At 40.8% G+C, this 17,681-nt stretch carries 13 protein-coding genes; all 13 read right to left on the reverse strand.

Annotated elements, in window-relative coordinates; genetic code table 11:
• Nucleotides 1-412 precede the first annotated feature (412 nt).
• The gene (gene recA, locus R0K30_RS03585; RefSeq protein ID WP_099725781.1) at nt 413-1,456 is read right to left on the reverse strand and encodes a recombinase RecA; all 1,044 of its coding nucleotides are present in this window, start codon (nt 1,454-1,456) and stop codon (nt 413-415) included.
• 177 nt (nt 1,457-1,633) lie between these two features.
• Nucleotides 1,634-2,884, reverse strand: a complete 1,251-nt coding sequence (locus R0K30_RS03590) for a competence/damage-inducible protein A (protein WP_410609227.1) — start codon at nt 2,882-2,884, stop codon at nt 1,634-1,636.
• Between the two features lie 17 nt (nt 2,885-2,901).
• Nucleotides 2,902-3,483 carry a CDP-diacylglycerol--glycerol-3-phosphate 3-phosphatidyltransferase gene (gene pgsA, locus R0K30_RS03595; RefSeq protein WP_099725783.1) on the reverse strand — a complete coding sequence of 194 codons (582 nt, stop codon included), beginning with the start codon at nt 3,481-3,483 and terminating at the stop codon, nt 2,902-2,904.
• Nucleotides 3,484-3,556: 73 nt separating this feature from the next.
• Nucleotides 3,557-4,471: a helix-turn-helix domain-containing protein gene (locus R0K30_RS03600; RefSeq protein WP_410609229.1), complete on the reverse strand. Its 915-nt coding sequence runs from the start codon at nt 4,469-4,471 to the stop codon at nt 3,557-3,559.
• Between the two features lie 23 nt (nt 4,472-4,494).
• Nucleotides 4,495-5,286 (reverse strand): DUF3388 domain-containing protein, encoded by a 792-nt coding sequence (locus tag R0K30_RS03605; RefSeq protein ID WP_099725785.1) that lies wholly within the window; start codon nt 5,284-5,286, stop codon nt 4,495-4,497.
• A gap of 131 nt (nt 5,287-5,417) precedes the next feature.
• The gene (locus R0K30_RS03610) at nt 5,418-5,675 is read right to left on the reverse strand and encodes a DUF3243 domain-containing protein (RefSeq protein WP_034317570.1); all 258 of its coding nucleotides are present in this window, start codon (nt 5,673-5,675) and stop codon (nt 5,418-5,420) included.
• A 73-nt stretch (nt 5,676-5,748) separates the two neighbouring features.
• Nucleotides 5,749-6,477, reverse strand: a complete 729-nt coding sequence (gene ymfI / locus R0K30_RS03615; protein ID WP_410609232.1) for an elongation factor P 5-aminopentanone reductase — start codon at nt 6,475-6,477, stop codon at nt 5,749-5,751.
• A gap of 29 nt (nt 6,478-6,506) precedes the next feature.
• Nucleotides 6,507-9,626: an MMPL family transporter gene (locus R0K30_RS03620; RefSeq protein ID WP_410609234.1), complete on the reverse strand. Its 3,120-nt coding sequence runs from the start codon at nt 9,624-9,626 to the stop codon at nt 6,507-6,509.
• Nucleotides 9,604-10,080: a MarR family winged helix-turn-helix transcriptional regulator gene (locus R0K30_RS03625; RefSeq protein ID WP_256499583.1), complete on the reverse strand. Its 477-nt coding sequence runs from the start codon at nt 10,078-10,080 to the stop codon at nt 9,604-9,606. Before R0K30_RS03625 ends, R0K30_RS03620 begins: the two co-directional genes overlap by 23 nt.
• Before the next feature lie 151 nt (nt 10,081-10,231).
• Nucleotides 10,232-11,524 carry an EF-P 5-aminopentanol modification-associated protein YfmH gene (yfmH, locus tag R0K30_RS03630; RefSeq protein ID WP_410609237.1) on the reverse strand — a complete coding sequence of 431 codons (1,293 nt, stop codon included), beginning with the start codon at nt 11,522-11,524 and terminating at the stop codon, nt 10,232-10,234.
• On the reverse strand, nt 11,521-12,801 hold the full coding sequence (gene yfmF, locus R0K30_RS03635; protein ID WP_410609239.1) for an EF-P 5-aminopentanol modification-associated protein YfmF: 1,281 nt from the start codon (nt 12,799-12,801) through the stop codon (nt 11,521-11,523). The genes yfmH and yfmF overlap by 4 nt, the downstream gene beginning before the upstream one ends.
• 145 nt (nt 12,802-12,946) lie before the next feature.
• Nucleotides 12,947-16,063, reverse strand: a complete 3,117-nt coding sequence (locus R0K30_RS03640) for an MMPL family transporter (RefSeq protein ID WP_410609241.1) — start codon at nt 16,061-16,063, stop codon at nt 12,947-12,949.
• Nucleotides 16,064-16,379: 316 nt separating this feature from the next.
• Nucleotides 16,380-17,609 (reverse strand): bacillibactin exporter BcbE, encoded by a 1,230-nt coding sequence (gene bcbE, locus R0K30_RS03645; RefSeq protein ID WP_230030529.1) that lies wholly within the window; start codon nt 17,607-17,609, stop codon nt 16,380-16,382.
• Nucleotides 17,610-17,681: the final 72 nt, after the last annotated feature.

A 17,681-nucleotide genomic window follows, 5' to 3' on the forward strand; every position in this document is an offset into this window, starting at 1 on the left:
AGGGCCTTCACAGGGAATGAGATCCTCACTGCCCTTGTCAAGTTTAAATTAGTTATCAATCATGTTAAGAAAAACAAGTGATACATTTCCATTGTAATTGTGTCGGAAATACTTGTCAAGCTAGTCAGACTGAGGCGTAAGTCGTTATTTCAAGCGAAGACAGAACTTTTGACCGCTATCTGTCATGTAAATGTAAAAAAAGACGCTTTTCAGTGTGTAGACAAACCTTCGCATTCGGTGTCAGTCCTGCGTGCCGGTGCTCACGAATGTCACATTCACTCCGCTCCGGTACTCGTCCTTCCTAGACTTCAAAGGTTTTCTATCACGCTGAAGCTGAAAAAGAAGACAAAGGGCTAAAAGATCAATTTTAGCCCTTTGTCAACAATCTAAAAAGACGCTTTTCAGCGTCTTTTTAGTCTTTAAATTCCAATTCTTCTTGTCCCTCTTCTTCGGTTGCTTTCACTCCGTTTGTATCCAAACCGTAGTGTTCTCTGATTTGTTCTTGAATCATGAGAAGGATATCTTTGTTTTCTTTAAGGAACTGTTTCGCATTTTCACGGCCTTGTCCAAGACGTTCCTCTTGGTAAGAATACCAAGCTCCGCTCTTTTGTACGATATCTAGTTCGCTTCCAAGGTCGATGATTTCTCCCTCTTTTGAGATCCCTTCACCATACATGATGTCTACTTCCGCAATACGGAATGGCGGTGCAACCTTGTTTTTCACAACTTTAATTCTTGTTTTATTTCCCATAATGTCATTGCCTTGTTTCAGCTGTTCAGCACGGCGCACTTCTAAACGAACAGATGAATAGAACTTCAGAGCACGTCCACCAGGCGTTGTTTCAGGGTTACCGAACATGACCCCTACTTTTTCACGAATTTGGTTAATAAAGATGGCAATTGTTTTCGATTTGTTGATAGCACCTGATAGTTTACGAAGTGCTTGAGACATCAAACGGGCTTGAAGACCAACGTGTGAATCACCCATGTCTCCTTCAATCTCTGCTTTTGGTACAAGAGCAGCTACTGAGTCAATGACAACAATATCAACTGCACCACTGCGGACAAGTGCCTCTGCAATTTCAAGTGCTTGTTCTCCTGTATCCGGCTGAGAAAGCAACAGCTCATCAATATTGACACCTAGTTTTTGAGCATAAACTGGATCTAGTGCATGCTCTGCATCGATGAATGCTGCTTGTCCTCCCTGCTGCTGAACCTCAGCAATTGCATGAAGTGCCACTGTCGTTTTACCAGAACTCTCTGGACCGTATACTTCAATAATACGACCGCGAGGATATCCACCTATTCCAAGCGCAGTATCAAGTGCTAACGAACCACTAGGTACTGTTGAAATACGTGTATCTGTTTGCTCTCCTAGTTTCATAATAGAGCCTTTACCAAACTGTTTTTCTATTTGTTTAAGAGCCATATCTAAGGCTGCTTGACGATCACTCATTCTATTGTTTCCTCCTTTATCAATTCCACTATCTATACTATACCTTGTTTCACGTCATTTGCCAAGAAAAAAACGAACACATATTCGATTTTTTCTTGGCAGATCTTTTAAGAAAAGAGCTGTTTCTATTAGAAAAAACAGTCTTTTATAAAGGAGTAAACCTAACAAAAAACAAAATTAACTCTCTTTTAATAATTTGAGCAAGTGATGCAGACCATATTTCACAGCGCGTTTTCGAATGCTTGATCGACTGCCTGTAAACATCCATTCAAACACGTCTTTCTGATCTTTAGTGGATAGCCCAATGAACACTTTTCCGACAGGCTGTCCTTCTTGGCTAGCAGGTCCTGCCACACCAGTGAAGCTAATACCGATATCGCTTCCTGTCAGCTTTCTAATGCCCTCAGCGAGCTCTAAAGCGCACTCTTTGCTGACAGCGCCATGAGAAGACAACGTTGCCTCCCGGCAGCCAAGCACCTGCTGCTTCACTTGATTGGTATAACAAACCACACTTCCGTTAAAAACCGATGATGCCCCTTCGAGATCTGTCAGCCATTCGGAGAACATGCCGCCAGTCAGACTTTCAGCGGCTGCTACTGTTTTCCCGTGTTCGTGCAAGGCCTTGGAAACTTCACGGACAAGAGATGTATCTCCATATCCGTAGAAGTACTCGCCTACCCGATCTAAAATTTGCGCTTCCGTTTCTTTTAACAGACGCTCCGTTTCTTTTTCATCCTCGTGCTTGGCTGTGAGCCTTAGTGTCACTTCACCGTCAGCTGCAAGCGGTGCAATCGTCGGATTGGTCTGAGCATCGATTAAATCTTCAAGGTCTGTTTCAAGCTGTGATTCACCGATTCCGAAGAAACGCAACACAACAGACACGATTTTTTCTTTTAAGCCAAGTTTCTCAGAAATCAGCGGCTTCGCCTCGTTTTCAAACATCGGGTGCAGTTCACTTGGTGGTCCAGGAAGCAGAATATAAAACGTATCTTCTTCTTGAATAAACATACCTGGTGCCATCCCGAACCGGTTCACCAGCACATCAGATCCTTCTAGAACGAGTGCCTGCTTACGGTTGTTCGGTGACATGTCACGTCCGGTCTTTCGAAAGTAGTCTTGAATCGATTCAAATGCTTCTTCATTTAGCACAAGCTCTTTTCCGAGCGTATTTGCAATGGTTTCTTTTGTTAAATCATCTTTTGTTGGTCCAAGACCGCCTGAGAATATAATAAAATTAGATCTTTCCTGCGCTACTTGAATGGCTTGTTTTAAACGCTCTGGATTGTCACCAACTGCTGTGTGGTAATAAACGTTCACACCAATTTCAGCTAGCTGTTTGCTGATGAATTGTGCATTCGTATTCGTAATTTGCCCTAGCAAAAGTTCGGAACCGACTGCAATAATTTCTGCTTTTCTCTCTGACTTCAAAGCGTACACGTCCTTTGTTAGTTAGAATTCTTTAAAGCTTCCCAGTTTTTCGCAAAGTAATCCCAGCCTGAGACAACAGTGAAGAACACCGCTACCCACATCGCAAGATCACCGAACGGGAATGATACAAGTTCAAACGGCAGGTTATGCAATAGAAGTGCCGAAATCGCAATGATTTGCGCCCATGTTTTCACTTTTCCAAGCATATTGGCCGCTACCACTTCACCGCCTCCGGCTAATACGAGCCTTAGACCTGTTACAGCAAATTCACGGCTAATGATGACAATGGCCATCCATGCCGGCGTGAGGTGATATTGAACAAGTATAATTAAAGCAGCTGAAACAAGCAATTTATCTGCAAGCGGATCTAAAAATTTACCAAAATTCGTCACTAAATTGAACTTACGTGCGTAGTAACCATCAATCCAATCGGTTGTCGAAGCCACAATAAACAAGATCGCTCCGACAAGGTGAGTCACTTCAATGCTGACATCACCAAAGCGTGCAACACCCCAGTCAAAAGGTGCAAGCATAATGATCATAAAAACAGGGATCAAGGCGATCCGAGAAAGAGTAATTTTATTCGGTAAGTTAAACATGAAATCCAATCCTCCAATAAAGCAATTTTTTATGTATATAATAGTAGGAACAAAAGAAAAGTCATCTACTTGCTTAAGATGACTTTTCCTTTCCTTTATTCACAATCACAATGTTTTGTGTCATCGTGTCTTTAGGGTCTAATTCGTACTTAAGTGTCTCGTCATTGACCTTGATGTCAATTCCAGTCGCATTCCCGAGACGGATATCGATCTTGGAGAGCTCCGACAGGTCTGTTTTAAACGATTCGCCATCTTTCAGTTCACCCATCTTCAGCACTTTTCCAGATTCGTCTCTCACGCGCAGCCATGAAGCTTGCGAGGCAGAAATGGTTAACTCCATCTCATCTGCACCTGACACTTCATATGTTGTCGTGGATCCTTCTGTATTCGTGGCCTTCAAAGAAACAGCTTCATCGTCTTTTGATGAATCATCCTTTGATGAATCGTCTTTTTTAGATGTATTTTCTTTATCATCTGACGAGGCTTTTTCTTTTTTCTTTTGATCCTTTGCGAGTGATGAATCCTCAGACACTTCGTATTTTGATTCTGATTTCTGAGGAGCTGTCTGATTATTCTTCTGTCCGCTATCCTGATTGACCGCTTGCACGATCACATATATAATGGCGATCACCACAAGGATGCCTCCAATGATTAAGATCGTCGGCAATAGCTCCAGCACCTTCGAGGCAGGCTTTGGCAGCTCTCTCTGCGGTTTAATATTTGATAATTTATCAGATACTTCATCGTTATACGTGCTTGGTACATCTTTACGAAATTCTTCGAACAATTGTTCAGGATTTAGTCCAACGGCTTCGGCATATTGTTTAATAAACGCTCTGACGTAAAATTTACCTGGAATAATATCATAGTTTCCTTGTTCGATTGCTAGCAAGTAGCGCTTTTGGATTTTGGTCACCGCCTGAAGGTCCTCCAGCGACATCCCTTTTTCCTCTCTGGCCTCAACGAGCCGTTTTCCCAATTCAGTCAAAACAAACACCTACCATTACCATATTAAAAATCGAAGCCGGAAAAACCAGAATGATCAAATACTTGTGGTTCTTCAGCGTGCTCGTATGTAATTTCTTCGTCTGCACTATTGCGCAGTTCAATGATATAGTCGAAATCATCCATTGTATATTCTGAATTTTGAATAAAGATGTCTGGATGCTCGACCACTTTTGTTGCAGGCAGTCTCATAATTTCTCTTAAAAGCTGTAAGTGTTTCTCAGAACCTCTTCTTGTCGACACAATTCCATCAATAATAAAGACGTTATCTGGGCTGTATTCATCAGCAATCAGCTGACTGCGGATGGTCTGTTTCAAAAGAGTAGACGATACAAACAGCCATCTTTTGCTTGCACATACACTTGAAGCAACAATTGATTCTGTTTTTCCAACACGCGGCATTCCGCGAATCCCAATCAATTTATGTCCTTCTTTTTTAAATAGTTCAGCCATAAAATCAACAAGAAGACCGAGCTCGTCCCTTTCGAAACGGAACGTCTTTTTGTCATCAGCATCCCGCTGGATGTATCGTCCATGACGAACAGCTAAACGGTCACGAAGTTTTGGCTGCCTTAATTTTGTTACTTTTATCGTTTCCATTGTATTTAAAATTGATTCAAGGCGCTTAATTTGATCTGTGTGGTCACAGCGCAAAAGCATTCCGCGTCTTGATACATCAACACCATTAATTGTCACAATATTAATTGAAAGCATCCCCATTAGAGAAGAAATGTCTCCTAAAAGTCCGGGACGGTTTACATGTATCTCATATTCAAAATACCATTCGAGCTTTGCCAAATGATATTACCCCCTTCATTGTGGCAAAATTTTACCTTCCTTTATCATAAAGCATTTTCACATTTTTAGAAAGCACAATGTTGCTAAACGGTTAAAATAAAAAGAGAGGCACAAACGACCCCTCTTTTTGTTTAGTGCGAGCTATTATTTTCTACTAGCTTGACCATCATGTTTGCAATGGCGCGCTGCTCATCTTCTGATGCAACGCTCCAAAGGTCAGCAAGCACTCTTTCCTGCTCGTTCTTTGCATCCACTTCGTTCGCTAGATATCCGCCAATTTCATACGCAAGGTTGTTGATTGTATCATCTGATAAACCTTTATCCTGCGCATGATTTAAACGGTCACCTAAAAAATTTTTCCAATGGTCCCAGCTCTCAAGTACAGACATGTCGATTCCTCCATTCGAAAAGATGAATTACAGCCATAGCTTTTGTCATGGAGAGACGAATTATACACGTTTTTTAACAGTACCAGCCGCCATTCACGGATAAAATTTGACCCGTCATATAACTTGACTGCTTTGAGGCGAGAAACCAAATGACATCTGCGATCTCCTCGGGTGCTGCAAGCCGGCCGAGTGGAATCTCTTCTTCAAGCATCTCAATGTCTTCTTGTGTGAAGCTTTGCATCATGTCAGTCTGAACAGCACCGGGCGAGACGGCATTTGCTCTAATTCCACTTGGGGCAAGCTCTTTTGCGAGTCCCTTAATGAAGGCATTTTGTGCACCCTTGACCATGCTGTACAGCACTTCACACGATGCGCCCGTTTCTCCCCAGATGGAGCTAACCGCAATGATATGACCTGCTTTTTTTTGAATCATTGCAGGCAAAAGGGATTGGGTGAGCTCATATGGACTTGTGACATGAAGCTGCACCATGCTGGCTAGAACTTCCTTTTCTGTATCTGTCACTAAACCGGCATGGCTCTTACCGCTATTCAAAACAAGTATATCTGGAAATAACGGCAGACACCTGACAAGCTCATCTGCTCCGCCTGTTTTAGCTAAATCTGCACGAACGATGTGCGTCTCTATTTCATATGTCTCTTCCAGATGAGCGGAGAGACGCATGGCTGCCTGTTCATTTTGGTGATAATGGAGCATCAAGTGGCAGCCTTCTTGGGCAAGCTTTTTGGCTGCCGCCTGCCCAATCCCTCCACTGGCACCAGTAATAAGCGCCCAACGACTCATACATTGTTCCTACTTTCTTTATGAAATACCTATTCTTTTCGTTTAAATGGGAACCAGTTTGCGGCTCCGAACAATTTGACCATAACAGGTACGAACAATGGTAGCACAACGAGTGCATACAGTAAAAGTCCTGTTAGGACAAGTGTTGCAATCTGTAAAAGTGACAGCACACCAGAAGGCAGCATCGCTGCAAATGTTCCTGCCAAAATAACGGCAGCAGACATGATGACAGATCCCATATTCTTCATTGATTCGGTCATTGCAAACTGAATGTCTTTTGTTTTGTATTCATTGAACCGTTCCATTAAGAAAATCGAATAATCGACTCCCAGCGCCATCAATATGACAAAGCCAAAGAATGGAACAGCCCAGTTGATGCCCGGATATCCGAAGAATTGGGTGAAAATAAATTCCGTTACACCTATTGCTGTAAAGTAAGTCAAAATGAGTGAACCAACCAAGTAAAGCGGCATGACAATCGACCGGAACAGGATCACCAGGATGAGGAAAATACCGATCATCATGTAAAGAACTGTTTTATTGAAATCTTGGTCTGACAGCTGTTTTAAATCAGCGTTCATACTTGATACACCTGAAACGCCGAATGATGCATCTTTTAGGTTCGTTTCAGGAAGTGCCCGCTCGACAGAAGCTTCTACTTGTTTGATCGTCGACAAGGCTTCATTGCCATATGGATTTTTTTCTAAAATGACATCAATTTTTGTCATCTTGCGGTCATCCGACATGTATGAATCAAATACTTGCTTGAATGCTTTATTTTTCAGCACGTCTTTTGGGATAAACCAGCCGGCCATGTCTTGATCTGGTGCATTTTTCAGTTCGTCTAAGTAGTCACCTGCACCCATTAACCCGCTTGAAATTTTCTCCAAGCCACTTGCGCTTTTGTTCAGTCCATCTGTCAGCTTGGTCAGGTTATCACCAAAGCCGCCAATCTTTTCTTTCATTTGTTTTTGACCATCAATCACTTGCCCAGCTCCATTTACAAGCTTTGGCATATTATCAGCTAACTGTCCTTGACCTTTAGATGTTTGATCCAGTCCAGTTTCAATTGCGTCTAAGCCAGCAATGAGCTCATCGATTTGACTCGTCAAGACTTTCTGCTGCTCTGAAGCTTTTGCGATAAAGGCATCCGCTGCTTCAAGCTGTTTTTTGGCTTCTTTTGCTTGTTTGGCATAGCTGTCTGCCTGTTTCGCCCCTTCTTGCAAGGTCGTAGAAAGTTCATTATATGAAGCTTTGATGGCTTGATACGATTGATTTTCTTTTACCTGCGGAATTTGTTTTTCGAGTGTACTAAATTGTTTATTTGCTTGTGTGATTAATGCTTTTACATCCGCTGCGGCAGAGGATGACGTATCCACTTGCGCTAATGCTGCCTTTAATTCTTTGGAAATGCTTTTGTATAGCGATACTTGTTGATTCACTTGTGCGACTTGAGCCGTTAATTCCTTTTTCGCACCTTTGATTTTCTCTTTAATGGCCGCTACACCTTTTTTGTTTTGATCGATTCCGCTTTGCAAATCTTTTAACGATTTTTCGACGTTTTGAATGCCTGTTTGCACTGATTCTGTACCAGAAATCAATTTGTTAATGCCTTTTCCAGATGATTTGATTTGCGGCGTTTGATCCTCAATGGATTTACTCATTGTCGTCAGTGCATCTTGGATTTTTTTCAAGCCTTCATTACTTTTATCAAGTCCGGTATTCAGCTCTTTGGCTTGTGATTTCACGTATAGATCACTCAGCCCTTTACCGACAGGACGTGTCGCACTTCTCACTTTACTTACGCCATCTGTTTGTTCAATTGCACGGCTGAGCTTTTCAACGGCAATCAGCCCTTTATTGTTGTCTAACAGATCAGATGATTTCACCACAATCGTTGCCGGGAGTGCTTCCCCTGGTCCAAACTTGTCAGAAATCGTATTGAACGCATTGACGGATTCATATTTATTACCGATTTCATCAAGATTGTTATAGGAAAGAGTTCCTTTATACATAAGAATTGGCGGAAGTGTGATGATCCCTACGATTAATAAACTAAAAAGCGGTTTCTTAAATGAAAAACGACCTGCTGTTTCCCATATTTTCGATTGCGGGTGGGCAATATCACCTTTAATCGGCCAAAACAACACTTTCCCTAAAACAGCCATGAAAAATGGAACAACGGTAAGTAGTGCCAAGATTAACACGGCGACCCCAACAGCGACTGCAACAGCTGATTTATAAAGCTGGAATTGCGCTAAACCAATACAAGTGAAGCCAATCAGCACAGCAATACCACTGAATAAAACCGTCTTCCCTGCTGTTTTATACGTTGTAATAATCGCTTCAATTTTATCTTTTCCATGTGACAGCTCTTCTTTAAACCGGCTTAGGAGTAAAATACAATAGTCCGTTCCAATCCCAAACATGATCGCGACCATAAAGATCTGGGTAAAGGTTGAAAGCGGAAAGTCTAGATATTTGACTAAGTAAGCTACGATCGATTGACTGACTAAGTAAGAAAGTGCCACTGAGACTAACGGAACGAGTGGTGCCACCGCTGACCTAAAGACAAGTACAAGAACGACTAAAATAAACCCGATCGTAATGAACTCCGTTTTTTTCAGGCCCTCCTGGGAGCTTGTGAGAACATCATCATCGATTAACGGCTGCCCTGTCATTTCAAATTTTAGGTTCAGGCTCTTTAGCTTTTCATTGACTCTTTCTTTAAAATCGGATGCTTTGATTTTACTTGAGTCGTATGTAACTGGAACAAGGAGCGTCGTTTGATCTTTAGAGAGCATTTGTTTTTTGATATCTTTGTTCGCTTCAAAATAAGAAGTGATGTCTTCTACGTGGAGATCTTTATCCTTTTCTAAAATCTCCATTGCCTTTTTTAAAGATGTTTCTCTTTCTTTGACAATGTTCTTTTCTTGAAAAACAATGACGATTGATTTTTCCGTATCTCCGCTATCAGACATTTTCTTTAATAGCCGATCGGCATATGAGGACGGATACCCATCCGGAACAGAAATTTGCCCTTTTTCTTTTGTTAATTGCGCCATATTAGGAGCGGTGATAAGTAACACTGCCGCTAATGCGACCCAAAGGATCGTGATAAGCCATCTACCCTTTATGATTGCTCTCATTATTACTTTGTGCCTCCTCTTCGATGATAATCTGATAAATCTTTTCATATGTTTGAATAAATGATTCCATTTCTTTTTCTTCCAGCTTTTCAAAATAAGATCGAACTAGATCCTGAAGCTGCTTTTCCATTCGGCTGACGACATCTTTGCCCTCTGGCGTGACGTACAGGTGCACACTTCTTCTATCAGCTTGATCGTGCTCACGAACAATATAGTTCTTTGTAAATAGACGGTTCGTCATTGATGTCACAGCACTTTTATTCACATTACATACATAAGCTAGGTCCGTTGATGTACACCCTGGATGTAAATTGATGTATCGAAGCGAGTAATACTGATCAAGGGTAAGCTCTTTATCAAGCTTTTCTGTGATCATACTCGATACTTTTTTCTCCATCATGAGATAAACGTCTGCATACCTCTGAATGAGCTGTGCAATTTTATTTTGTTCCATACGCTGCTCCTTTTAGTTTAAGTGTTTAACTATTAAAGAGTTTAACTAATGACCAAAACAATTGTCAATCATTATCCTCACAAATCAAGCGCTTTCTTCGATTAGATATAAAAAAGACAAACTCCTTTGACCTGAGTTTGTCTTTTTTCATTTATTTTGTTTTCGGGACGACTTTGAAAACAGACATCCGCTCTTCATCAATTTCTTCCTCTAATATCTGCTGAATATCTGTTAATTGGATTTGCTCGAGCACTGGCACGACATCAAATAAGCTCATATCCAAGAACGCATATCTCGTGAATTGATTGGCAATGTATTCTGGAGAGTTCATGGCTTTTAAAAAGCTGCCAATTTTTTTCTTACGCGCGAGCTCGATTTTTTCTTCTGTGATCAGGCTCTTTGCTTGAAGAAGGGTTTCTTTTAATTGTTTTGCCAGTTGATCAGGATCGTTTGTATCCCCGCCAACTGAAGTAAAACCAAAGCCGCCCTCTTCTGTATAATCGTAGCTGAATGTCTCATCAATCAAGCCTTTTTCGTACATCCGCTCATATTGTAAGGAGCTTTTGCCAAACAATGTCTCTAAAATTAGATTCATTCCAAGCTCATGCTTTAGAAGCTGTTCGCCTTTTTTATGCGGGTTTTTTGTTTTCAAACCGAACATACATTTAGAGCCTTGTACGTTCATTTTAAGTTCGTATTCTTTTCGATACACGCTTTCAGGCTCATTGATTTCTTTTCTCTTGATCTCAGGCTGGTCTGTAAACGGTTTTTTCGCCTGATTCGCTCTTACTTGATCTAATATTTGCTTCGGATCAACAGGACCGACAACAAAAAGGAGCATATTGCTTGGGTGATAGAACGTTTCGTAGCATTCATACAAATGATCTTTTGTAATAGGAGCAATGCTCTCTACTGTTCCAGCAATATCAATTCTCACCGGATGTTCTTGATAAAGATTTTCAATCAGGCCAAAGAATAAACGCCAGTCCGGATTGTCATCATACATATTAATTTCTTGACCAATGATGCCCTTTTCTTTTTCGACCGTTTTTTCGGTAAAATAAGGCTCTTGCACAAAATCAATGAGTGTCTCAAGGTTTTGTTCGACATTTGCGGTACTTGAAAATAAATAGGCCGTTCTCGTAAACGTTGTAAAAGCGTTTGCGGCTGCTCCTTGTTTACTAAATGTATGAAACACATCCCCATCTTCTTTTTCAAACAGTTTATGCTCTAAGAAATGGGCAATTCCGTCAGGCACACGGATCATGTCTTCTTTGCCAAGCGGCACAAATTCGTTATCGACAGAGCCATACTTTGTTGTAAAGGTCGCATATGTTTTATTAAACCCTTGCTTCGGCAGCACATAGACGTCTAGTCCGCTGTCCATTTTTTCATGATACACCGTCTCTTGCAGCTGATCGAATTGAATTGTTTTCACCGTCATGAAGCACCCTCCGTTCCTTTAAGAAAATAGGTCGTATCCCATTCGATTTTCTGCCCTACTTTAATGATGTCCTCTTTGGTCACTCGGTCTAACGCTTCTAAAAAGGAATCAAGGGTCTCACCTGTTGGCACGACTGCATGCTGATACAAATATTCCGCTGTCCCATAAGACGTATCAATTGTTTCCAGCAGCTGATTTTTGACGACAGCCTTTGTTTGATCAATCGCTTCATCTGAAAAATCGCCTTTTTGCATCGCATCAAATTGTTCTTTAATGATGTCTACTGCCTGCTGGTAGTTGCCGACTTCAATACCTGACATGACCATCATCAAGCCTTTAAAGCTCTCAAGTCTAGACACAGCGTAGTACGCAAGACTTGCTTTTTCCCGAACATTGATGAATAGCTTGGAATGCGAAAAGCCGCCGAATATGCCATTAAACAAATGCAACGCGGGATAATCTTCATCTGCAATCGTTGTATGCGTGCGAAAGCCAATATTCAGCTTTCCTTGTTTTACGTCTTCTTCATCAATGACTTCGTTTGGTTCTTTTTGTGACCTTGATGATGCGGCGTTTTGTTTGACCGGCTCTCTCTCACTTGTTTTGAAGTATTGCGAGACCATTCGATTGATGTCTTGTTCGTCAACATCTCCCACAACATAGAGATCAAGCTGATTTGATTGAAGCGCATGCTCGTATGCTTCAAAGAGCGTGTTTGCTGTAATATTCTCGATATCTTCCATTTCACCATTGACGTGCAGTGCATATGGTTCACCTTTACACATTTCCTGCACAAGTCTTAAGTTCGAATAACGCATTTTGTCATCATACACTGCCTGGATTCGCTGTTTTAATGTACGTTTTTCTTGCTCTACATATAAATGACTAAACACTCCATTTTCAACGTGCGGGTGAAATAATAGGTCAGACAGCAATGCAATCCCTTTTTCTAGTAAAGGTGTTTGATCTTTTAAATATTTTTCATTCGCCATTTCGAGGCGGAATGTAATGATGTGATTCTCTCCTTTTTTCGCCATGTCAGCCGAAACTGTTGCACCATAGAGCTCATCAAAATAAGCGCGCAATTCTCCTGTTTTCTGCATTTTTTCTGTTCCTCTTAACAGCACATGCGGGAAAAGGGATCGCATGGTGACGTCATCTTTTGATAGAGGCGCAAGCATTTTAAAAAGGATCGTCACTGTTTTAAATTTTTCTGTTTTGACAATATGAGTATGAAGACCGGGTGTACCAAATGTCTTCTCTTGTAAGTACGTCATGAGAAACCTCCTTTGTTCATCCTATTTATTATGTATTAGAACATAGCTGATATATACGTGAAACAGCCATTTAATAGTCATTATATCAATCAGAGGAAAGGATAGGAAATAAAAACGCCTCTGCTATTAGCAGAGACGCTTGTCGTTATTTCATTCTAAAAGGCCACCAATTCCATTTACCAAAAATACGAACCATGACCGGTATAAAGAGCGGTAGAACAACAAAAGCATATAATAATAGTCCAATGAGTACGACCGTTGCAATTTCAACAAGTGATAACACACCCGATGGCAGCATAGCGGCAAAGGTCCCCGCTAAAATGGCAACTGCTGAAATAATGACTGAGCCCATATTTCTCATCGCTGAGATCATTGATGCTTGAACATGCTCTCCCTTCCATTCATTAAAACGATCCATGAGGAAGATCGAATAATCAATGCCGAGTGTGACAAGAATGACAAAGCTGAAAAATGGAACAGCCCAGCTTACACCGTCGTAGCCAAAGAATGTTTTAAAGATCCATTCTGTTAAACCGATGGATGTAAAATACGTTAAAATAAGTGAAAGTGTTAAGTATATCGGCATGACGATTGACCGTAATAATAAAATTAAAATAAAGAAGATGCCAATTAACATGAAAATCACCGTTCTGATAAAGTCACCGTCAGACGTTTCCTTTAAGTCAACATTTAAGCTTGAGATACCGGATACACCGTAATTGGCATTTTTCAGTCCACTTACAGGTAAATATTGATCAAGGGTGTCCTCGATTTTGGCTACACCTTTCATCGCTTCATTACTGTATGGATTCACGTTTAAAATGACTTCAAAGGTCGTTAATTTACGATCTGGAGACATATACGTATCGAATATTCTCTTAAACTCTTGGCGTTTTAATATTTCTTTCGGGATAAACCAGCCCGTTACTTCTTCATCTGGCGCTTGCTGAAGCTGCTTTAAGTAGCTGTCAGCCTCGGTGAAGCCGCTTTTGACTTGCTCAAGCCCTGAAATACTTTCATCTAAACCATCTGTTAATAATGTCAGTTTTGATGATAGCTGGTTAAAGCCTTTTTTGATGGCTTTTTGGCCACCTGTCAGCTGATCTGCGCCATCTTCGATTTTAGGCATTTCTTTGATTAATTGTTTTTGCCCTTCATTTGTTTGATCAAGACCATCATAAATTTCATCCAGCCCTGTCATTAGCGCTTGTACTTGACGCTTTACTTGTTTTTGCTTGCTTGATAAGGTTTGAATCACTTGATCTGCTTTCTTGATCTTTTGTTTAAAGGCAGATGCTTCATCTTCATATAAGCTCATTTGATCTCCAGCTTGATCAAGCATTCCTTTCGTGTCTTTGAATATTTTTTTGATTTCCTTATATTCATCCATATCTTTTACTTCTGGAAGCCGATTTTCAAGCGCTTCAAATGATAGATTCTCATAGGATTGTTTTACTTTCTTAATGGTTGTCATCAGCTGCTGATTCGATTTCGCATGACGTTCCAGCGTACTCACCACTCGTTCAAGCTCTTGAATCATGACTTCACTGCTGCGATATTCTTGTTCTAATTCTTTTTTCGCTTCTTTGATTTTACTTCGAATGGTGCCTACGCCATCTTTACTGCGCCTGACCCCATCTTCTAAAGAAATCAGGGATTTCCTTACTTCTACGATACCGTTTTTGATGGCTTTTGTACCATCAATCAGCTGGTCAATACCTTTAGCAGATTCTTCAATTTTTGGTTTTTGTTTGAGAAGGGCTAGGTTTGTTTCGGTCAAGCCATCAGAAATTTTCCCGATTCCTTCATGACCTTTCCCAAGTTCTCCTCCCAGCTCTTTCGCTTGAGAGGTGACGTACAGCTGACTTAACCCGTCTCCAACAGGACGAGTGACACTGCGAACTGCTTTTACTTCCTCAATGTCATATAATTTACGGGTCAGTTTTTCAATCAAGACAATATTTTCTTGATTATCTAGCTTATTGTCACTTTCGACTAGTACATTCAGCGGCAGCGCTTCGCCAAAGCCAAATTGCTCTGATATCGTATTAAATGCAGACACTGACTCATACTTTGTCCCAATCTCATTTAAACTGTTGTAAGAAAGGGTGCCGTCATACATCAGGATAGGAGGTACAGTGATAAGTGCGACTAAACCTAAGCTAATCAGCGGCCTTTTGAATGAAAAGCGCCCAGCCCATTCCCACAGCTTACTTTGGGGATGCCGGATGTTTTCTCTTTTAGATGGCCAGAAAAGGGATTTTCCAAAGACGGTCATAAAAAAAGGAACAATCGTGACAAGGGCAATTAGCAGGATGCCAACCCCTACGGCAACACTGACGGCTGATTGATACAATTGGAATTTAGCAAAACCAATACTTGAGAAGCCGACTAACACAGCTAAGCCACTGAAAAATACCGTTTTCCCTGCACATTGATACGTGATGATAATCGACTCTTTGACATCACGTCCCTGACCAATCTCCTCTTTAAAACGGCTTAAAAGCAATATACAGTAATCCGTTCCTATACCGAACATAATGGCTACCATAAAAATCTGAGTAAAATTAGATAGAGGAAATTGCGTATATTCTACTAGAAAAGCCACAATACACCGACTGACGGCGTAAGAAATGCCGATCGTAATGAGCGGAACAACAGGTGCCAATATTGATCTGAATACAATGATTAAAATAAAGAAAATAAAAATCATCGTAATAAGTTCAGTTTTCTTCAGACCTTGTTGAGAGCTTTTAATAACATCTGAATCCACAAATTTTTGACCCGTCATTTCATATGAGACGTCGTAGGGCTTTAAAACTTCCTTAATTTGTTCTTTAATCTTCACAGCTTTTGTTTCGTAGTGGTCGAATTTGAATGGAACAAGAAGTGTACTTTTATCCTTTGATAAAAGTTGTTTTTGAATGTCCGGATCTACATGAAAGTATGAAGTAATTCCGTCAATGTGGAGTTCTGGGGCATGTGTCATGAGTGCAGCTAAAGCCTTTTTTAATTCCTGCTCTTTCGCAGGGAACAGATGTTGTTCGGAGAATACAATCACACCAGTATCTTTTTTCCCGTTATGATCTGATAGCTTATCCAATAAGTGAAGTGCCTCAGCTGTTGGTGTCCCCTCCGGAACCTTTAATTGCCCTTTTTCTCTTGTTAATTCCTCTAAATCGGGCGCAGTAATAAACAGAATAACAGCTGTTATCATCCACACCATTAATACAATCCATCTTGCTTTAATAATTTGCAACATAGCTGCTTCAAGCTCCTTCTAGTTCATCAATCAATTTGCTGTATTTGAGCGTGTCTGAAGTGCTGACTTCGTCTCCTTCAACGTGCTAATGGCAGGATGACCTATTCAATTGTCCTTTCGTGTTGAAGAAACACATATCCATCATCAGCCACGAGCTCAATTTCTGCCTAAAGAAAGACAGAAAATGAATGTTTTCCACACCTCCTATTTAGGATAATTTAAAAGATATTACTATACATTAGTTTAACTATCAAAATTTTACATGTCAATTTATAAAAAAGAAAAAAGATGGCAAAATAGCATCTTTTTTCTACGTTTAAACCGTTTTCAATTGTTCACTTTCATCCTTTTCATCTGGCTGGATAAAAAAGAGCACCAAAAATAATGAAATGAGACTGCAAATAGTCGAGAGAATAAAAACGATTGAGTCTCCTTTATCCATGAGATAGGCGTAAATCGGAGGTCCTAAAGCGACACCGATAAACCGCATGCTGCTATAAAATGACGTAATGGTCCCGCACTGCTCTTTTTCAATTCCTTCTGTAATCAGCGCATCTAGTGCAGGAAGAACAATACCAATCCCCACTCCGCCAATGCTTAAACAGATAAATAAGACGTAAAAACTGTGATTCCACCATAAAAAAAGATAGGAAATTGATAAAAGGGCCATGCCTACGATTAGAAAGATTCTCATTTTCCCCTTTTCTTTTCCGATCGTTTTCCCAGCAATGTAGGAACTTATCGATAAAAAAAGGAGCGGTATACTAAGCAGCAGCCCTTTTTTGACCCCCTTTATTTGATACGCCGCCTCTAGGTTATCGGATAAGTAAAAGAGCACACCAAAAAGAAGAAACATAATAAAACCGCCAATAGCAAAAATGGCATAGAGCCAGCGTCCCTCATGCTTGAAAATGGTCTTTGTTGATTTTAAAAATTCTTTAAAAGTAGGCGGGTCCTCCTCTTTCTTCGCAGTCTCGACCATAAACAGTACCATGAGAAAGCTTATGATCGAAAAGAACGGAATGAACCAAAACGGCACAAACCAAAACCATAAAGCAAGAAGTGCCCCAATAATAGGACTTAGTACCTTTCCAGCTGTATTAGAGGTTTCAATGGCTCCAAGCCCCGCACTGACCTCTTCATCATCATGAAACAAATCTCCTATAAACGGCATGACGACAGGTGCCGCTCCAGCTGAGCCAACTCCTTGAAGGACCCTGCCAAACAGAATCCACATGTAGGGTTCTTTCATGATGGTTGAGGCAACAGCTGCCACAGCTCCCCCAAGTCCTGCAATTAAGAGGCACGGCAGGAGCACCTTTTTCCGCCCAATCCGGTCAGATAAATAACCGGCAATAGGAATACATAAGATTGCCACAACGGAGTATACCGTAATAATGAGTGAGACTTGAAAGGAAGTGATCGAGAGTTTCTTTTCTATCTCAGGCAATACTGGTATCAACATCGAATTCCCAAGCGTCATGATTAGAGGCACTGATGATAATGCAATAATATTCTTTTTACTGACTGTTTTCTCGCCCAACATCATTCACCCAATTCTATATACTGTTACATATTAGTGTGGCAAGTTTTATGGGTTTTATGTATGGACAAACAA

The sequence above is a fragment of the Bacillus sp. SIMBA_154 genome (assembly GCF_046536015.1).
Taxonomy (GTDB): domain Bacteria; phylum Bacillota; class Bacilli; order Bacillales; family Bacillaceae; genus Bacillus; species Bacillus pumilus_P.

Excerpts from the sequence above, each read along its gene's own strand:
- recA (WP_099725781.1), bottom strand. The coding sequence starts at position 1,456 with ATGAGTGATCGTCAAGCAGCCTTAGATATGGCTCTTAAACAAATAGAA.
- pgsA (WP_099725783.1), bottom strand. The coding sequence starts at position 3,483 with ATGTTTAACTTACCGAATAAAATTACTCTTTCTCGGATCGCCTTGATC.
- R0K30_RS03610 (WP_034317570.1), bottom strand. The coding sequence starts at position 5,675 with ATGTCTGTACTTGAGAGCTGGGACCATTGGAAAAATTTTTTAGGTGAC.
- ymfI (WP_410609232.1), bottom strand. The coding sequence starts at position 6,477 with ATGAGTCGTTGGGCGCTTATTACTGGTGCCAGTGGAGGGATTGGGCAG.
- R0K30_RS03620 (WP_410609234.1), bottom strand. The coding sequence starts at position 9,626 with ATGAGAGCAATCATAAAGGGTAGATGGCTTATCACGATCCTTTGGGTC.
- R0K30_RS03625 (WP_256499583.1), bottom strand. The coding sequence starts at position 10,080 with ATGGAACAAAATAAAATTGCACAGCTCATTCAGAGGTATGCAGACGTT.
- yfmH (WP_410609237.1), bottom strand. The coding sequence starts at position 11,524 with ATGACGGTGAAAACAATTCAATTCGATCAGCTGCAAGAGACGGTGTAT.
- yfmF (WP_410609239.1), bottom strand. The coding sequence starts at position 12,801 with ATGACGTACTTACAAGAGAAGACATTTGGTACACCCGGTCTTCATACT.
- R0K30_RS03640 (WP_410609241.1), bottom strand. The coding sequence starts at position 16,063 with ATGTTGCAAATTATTAAAGCAAGATGGATTGTATTAATGGTGTGGATG.
- bcbE (WP_230030529.1), bottom strand. The coding sequence starts at position 17,609 with ATGTTGGGCGAGAAAACAGTCAGTAAAAAGAATATTATTGCATTATCA.